The sequence below is a fragment of the Corallococcus sp. CA041A genome (assembly GCF_003612075.1).
GTDB classification, from domain to species: domain Bacteria; phylum Myxococcota; class Myxococcia; order Myxococcales; family Myxococcaceae; genus Corallococcus; species Corallococcus exiguus.
This window is the reverse complement of record NZ_RAWF01000437.1, coordinates 1-4,400: the sequence shown is the minus strand read 5'-3', so window position 1 is coordinate 4,400 and position 4,400 is coordinate 1. Positions and strand designations below refer to the sequence as shown.

5 protein-coding genes are annotated in these 4,400 nt (G+C 68.5%); 1 reads left to right on the top strand and 4 read right to left on the bottom strand.

Annotated elements, in window-relative coordinates; translation table 11 throughout:
* Positions 1 to 123 precede the first annotated feature (123 nt).
* The 4 genes from D7V77_RS40490 to D7V77_RS40475 form a co-directional block, all read right to left on the bottom strand.
* The gene (locus D7V77_RS40490) at positions 124 to 768 is read right to left on the bottom strand and encodes a hypothetical protein (RefSeq protein WP_147452328.1); all 645 of its coding nucleotides are present in this window, start codon (positions 766 to 768) and stop codon (positions 124 to 126) included.
* 129 nt (positions 769 to 897) lie between these two features.
* Entirely contained in the window at positions 898 to 1,299 is a 402-nt protein-coding gene (locus tag D7V77_RS46105; protein WP_158624583.1) for a DUSAM domain-containing protein, read from the bottom strand.
* 472 nt (positions 1,300 to 1,771) lie between these two features.
* Entirely contained in the window at positions 1,772 to 2,233 is a 462-nt protein-coding gene (locus D7V77_RS40480) for a YdeI/OmpD-associated family protein (RefSeq protein ID WP_120581517.1), read from the bottom strand.
* Between the two features lie 15 nt (positions 2,234 to 2,248).
* Positions 2,249 to 3,031, bottom strand: coding sequence for a class I SAM-dependent methyltransferase (locus D7V77_RS40475; RefSeq protein ID WP_120581516.1), 783 nt, complete (start codon positions 3,029 to 3,031; stop codon positions 2,249 to 2,251).
* A 167-nt stretch (positions 3,032 to 3,198) separates the two neighbouring features.
* On the opposite strand from D7V77_RS40475, the gene D7V77_RS40470 reads away from it, so the two are divergent.
* On the top strand, positions 3,199 to 4,400 hold a 1,202-nt coding region (locus tag D7V77_RS40470), incomplete at its 3' end, for an FtsX-like permease family protein (protein ID WP_120581515.1).

Genomic DNA, 4,400 nt, shown 5'->3' with positions numbered 1-4,400 from the left:
TCCGTTTCGGCCGGAGCACACGCACTCGCGGCCGTTTGCTCCCCGCCATGGCGATTCATGCTCGCACAGCAGCGCTTATGCATCCTTTGGATGCATCAGAATCGTTAATTTTTTCTCATCCCCTCAGTGCAGGACCCCGTCGTCGGAGATCCCCCACACCGGGTCGAAGCCATTGGTGATGTAGACCCGATCGAAATGGCTGTTGCAGCTCAGCACCATGGAAGCGCTTTGTGAGGGCGACAGCTTCGCGAGCCTGACGGCATGTTCGAAGGCGTCATCGGACGTCGGCTGGGCATTCTCGCGAGCGGCCCGGCAGGCTTCGGTCGCCACGGCATGAAGCCGGTACAGCCCGCGGAGCTGGTATGCCGTGCCAGAGAAGAAGAAGCACACCGGTGCGGCGAGGAGCAGTGCGAGCACCGACAACCGCCGGCTCGGCTTGGACACCCGTGACAGGATTCCCAGGACGGCCAGGGCGAAGAACAGCCCCGCCACGAGCACGAGCGGGAAATCCAGCAGCAGCAGGGCAAACGGGCCGAAGGCCACCGCCGTCGCCAGGAGCAACAAGAGGAACACTGGTAAGGCCAGGAGCCATGAGAGCACCGACAGCCGCCGGCTCGGATTGAGTGCCCGTGACAGGATGGCCGCGATGGCCAGGACGAAGGACAGCCCTGCCGCGGCCGCGAGCGGGCTGTTCCTGTAACCCATCCGCAGCGCTTGGGGAAACGGGGCGAAGGACACCACCGCGACCAGGAGCAGCAGCAGCGCCACGATGGGCACTGCCCGCCACAGGGTCGTTTCCTCCTCGAGTCGAAGCCACCTGGGGACCATGTCTTCGTGTGCCTCCGAGCCGGTTCGCGTCCGATGCTACTTCATTGCGCGATGCCAGGGCGTGAGAGGTCAGACGTCAGAATCGGTTTGATTGTCCTCGTCAGGATCTTCGACGTGGTCGAGTGCAATCCGAACCTGGTCTCGGTAGAATGGGACAATCTCCACGGCGGCCACGCGGTTGAGTACGTCTCGCGCCGCGGCGAAGTCGCCTGTCTGCTTGAGCTTGTGTGACTCCACGAGGGCTCGTGACAGTCGACGTGACCCATCCCGAATGCGGCGATGCATCTCACGCAAGAGCACCGCAGCTGTGCTGGGGTCATTCAATGCCCGCCGCGCTTCATCTTGTGTGAGGGCCACGTCTGGCGCGACGCGAAGCAGTAGTTCACGCACGTCCTCCGTCACTGGGAGCTCGCCATCCTCCGGGAGCTGGCCTCCTAGAGAACGGATTCGCTCCCAGTCGCCAGGGTTCATCCTCGTCCTCCGGGCCCCTGATGGCACAGCTCGAAAGGCCATTCGTGCTGGCCTTTGCAGCGCTCCATGCATGCACTGCAGTCCCCTGTCCATCGTGGCTTCTTCTGCCCCGCGCACAAGGTGTAGGTGTCGATGCAGTGCTGTCTCCAGCCGTCATCGGATGTGTCGTCAGATTCAGCGCTCGTTGCTTTCTGGGCCTGTCGCGATGCTTCGATCAACGTGGCGGTTTCGGCTGCCTCCGATGCCGTCAGCCCACAGCTTTCGGCACTCCGGAATTTCTTCCAGCAGCACACCGTCGATGGGTCCCCTGGGCGGCATGCATCCGTTGCTTGGGCAAGGAAGCCATTCGCGTTTCGGCTTGGGGACTGTTGCGTGGCGGTCGCACAGCTCGTGCTGAGCCCGAGTACGACAATCAGTCGCGTTGCGACCCGCATGTTCATGAAAGTCTCTCGGTCCCGGCAGGGCGTGACGGTCACGGCTTCGCCGCCTTGGCGCGCAGCTTCTCCAGCGTCTGGGCCAGGCGGCGGGCGCGGGTCTCTTCTTTCTTCGCTTCGGTGAGCGCCTTCACGAACTCCTTGCGGTGCGTGAACGCCAGGTTCGTGAAGACGTCCCGCAGCGCGGGCTCCGCGTCCAGCGCGCGCTGGAGGTCTTCCGGCACCTCGATCTCCCGAGGTGCCGTGTCCCGCTCCAGCGTGATGCTCAGCATCGCGCCGTCCTCGACGCCCGCGGCCTCGCGCACCTCCTTGGTGAAGCCCAGGTAGGTGATGCCTCCGTACACCATCAACCGGCTCCGGAAGGGCTGGCCGTTGACGGTGCCCACCACGGGCGGCCGGGCTTCGCCGTACTCCTCGCGGCTGTCGAACGGACAGCGCACGAACCGGCCTCCCATGTCGTTGGCAACCTCGAGCTTCGCCTTGAACTTGCGCGCGGCCATGAGCGTGTCCCGGGCCTACGGCTTGACGAACTTGAACGCGAACCGGTCGCTCGTGCCCCGGCGCTCGCCCGCGGCGCCCGGACTGGAGCTCCAGTCGCGCGTGTCCTCCGGGTTGCGCCAGGTCTTGCTCTCCTCCTGGAACTGGAAGCCCGCGGCCTGCACCTCGTCACGCACCAATTGCTCGTCGATGCGGTGCAGTGTCTGGCCTTCCGTGATGCCCGTGCCCGCCTTCGCGCTGGAGTCGAGGATGACGTACACGCCGCCCGGCTTGAGCGCCTGGAACACCGCCGCGTTCATCTTCGCCCGGTCGACGCCCAGCCATCCCGTGTCGTGGTAGATGATGTGGCTCACCACCGCGTCCAGCGTGCCGTTCAGCTCGGGCGGGAAGGGCGCGTCCAGCTCACGGTCCAGGCGCACCACGTTCTGGTTCATCGGCCGCGCCAGCCGCTCCTGCCACGGCTTCTCCGCGAACCGCTCCAGCACGACCTTGGGGTTCTCGCCGTACACCTTGCCCTCGGGCCCCACCGCGCGCGCCAGCAGCTCCGTGGTGTAGCCGCCACCCGCCATCAGCTCCGCCACGTGCATGCCGGGCTTCACGCCCACGAACTCCAGCAGGGCGGCCGGATGCCGGCCCGCGTCCAGCTTGCGGTCCGCCTCCGTGCGGTCCGGCGCATCCACCAGCGCCTGTGCGGATACGGCCGCCGCCTGCGTCTGGGGGGAAGACGCCGGAGCCGTGGGCGTCGAGTGGGAACAGCCCGCGAGGGCCAGGAACGATGCCGCCATCAGTGCATTTCGCATGGGCGATCCATACCGCCCGCGCCCGCGCCTGCCTTCCGAAAAGAAGGTCATTGTCCGCTTGCGGGACGCCACGTGCCACGAGCGGACACCGCGCGTCCGTCCCGGAGGCCCTCCGACCCGCGGGGCGGCCGTGGCGCTAGAGTTGCAGCCCGCCTCGGACCGACGCCATGTCCCAGCTCCTCCAAGACGTCCGCCTGTCGCTGCGCCGGATGCGCCGCGAGCCCGTGTTCACCACGGTGGTGGTGGCCACGCTCGCGCTCGCCATCGGGGCCACCACCGCGGTCTTCAGCCTCGTGTATCAGGTGCTGCTCAAGCCCCTGCCGTACCCCGAACCCCAGGAGCTGCTGCGCCTCTACCAGTCCACGCCGCAGCGTGAGCGGGGCGGTGTGGCGTACTCGTACCTCCAGGCGTGGCGCGAGCGTCCGAGCGCGTTCCAGGCCATCGAGGGCGCCACCGCGATGGACTACACGCTGACCGGTCCGAGCGCGGCGCAGCGGGTGCGCGCGGGGCTCGCGACCCCGGGCCTGCTGTCACTGCTGGGCGTGCGGCCCGAGCGTGGACAGGACTTCGGACCGGAGTCCCAGGGGGCAGGGCGCGACCGGAGCGTGCTCGTGTCCCACGCCTTCTGGTGGAGCCACTTCGGTGGACGCGCGGACGTGGTGGGCCAGACGCTCACGTTGGATGGCGCGCCCCACGTCGTCCAGGGCGTGCTGCCCGCGTCGTTCCGCTTCTGGCCGGGCGTGGACCTGTGGAAGCCGCTGACGCCCGCGCCCCCGGGTCAGGCTTCGGAGGAGCTGTACCTGCGGGGCGTGGGCCGGTTGCGGCCGGGTGTCCCGCTGGAGCGCGCCCGCGCGGAGCTGGAGGCGCACTCGCGCGCCTGGGCCGCGACGATGGGCGGGAGTGAAGCGGCGCCCGGGGTGCGGCTGGTGCCGTTGCATGAGCAGGTGGTGGAGACCTCGCGCGAGCAACTGTGGCTGCTGGCCGGAGTGATGGCGCTGGTGCTGTGCGTGGCGTGCGCCAATGTGGCGAACCTGCTGCTCGCGCGCGCCAGTGCCCGCGAGCGCGAAGTGGCGGTGCGCGCGGCGCTGGGCGCGGACCGGGGACGGCTGGTGCGGCAGTTCCTGGCGGAGAGCGCGGTGCTGGCCCTGATGGGCGGCGCGGCGGGCCTGCTGCTGGCGTTGTGGGGGATGGACCTCCTGCGCGTGTTCGTCCCCGGAGAGGTCGTGTCGCCGGAAGAACTCCGGCTGGAGCCGCACGTGCTCGCCATCGCGGCGGGCCTGTCGCTGACGACCAGCGTCCTCTTCGGCCTGGTGCCCGCGCTGCGCGCATCCCGCGCGGAGGCGAAGGGGGCGCTCGGGGGGCTTCGCGG

What these genes read in the sequence shown, in the direction of transcription:
- D7V77_RS46105 (WP_158624583.1), bottom strand. Translation starts at nt 1,299, where the DNA reads ATGAACCCTGGCGACTGGGAGCGAATCCGTTCTCTAGGAGGCCAGCTC.
- D7V77_RS40480 (WP_120581517.1), bottom strand. Translation starts at nt 2,233, where the DNA reads ATGGCCGCGCGCAAGTTCAAGGCGAAGCTCGAGGTTGCCAACGACATG.
- D7V77_RS40475 (WP_120581516.1), bottom strand. Translation starts at nt 3,031, where the DNA reads ATGCGAAATGCACTGATGGCGGCATCGTTCCTGGCCCTCGCGGGCTGT.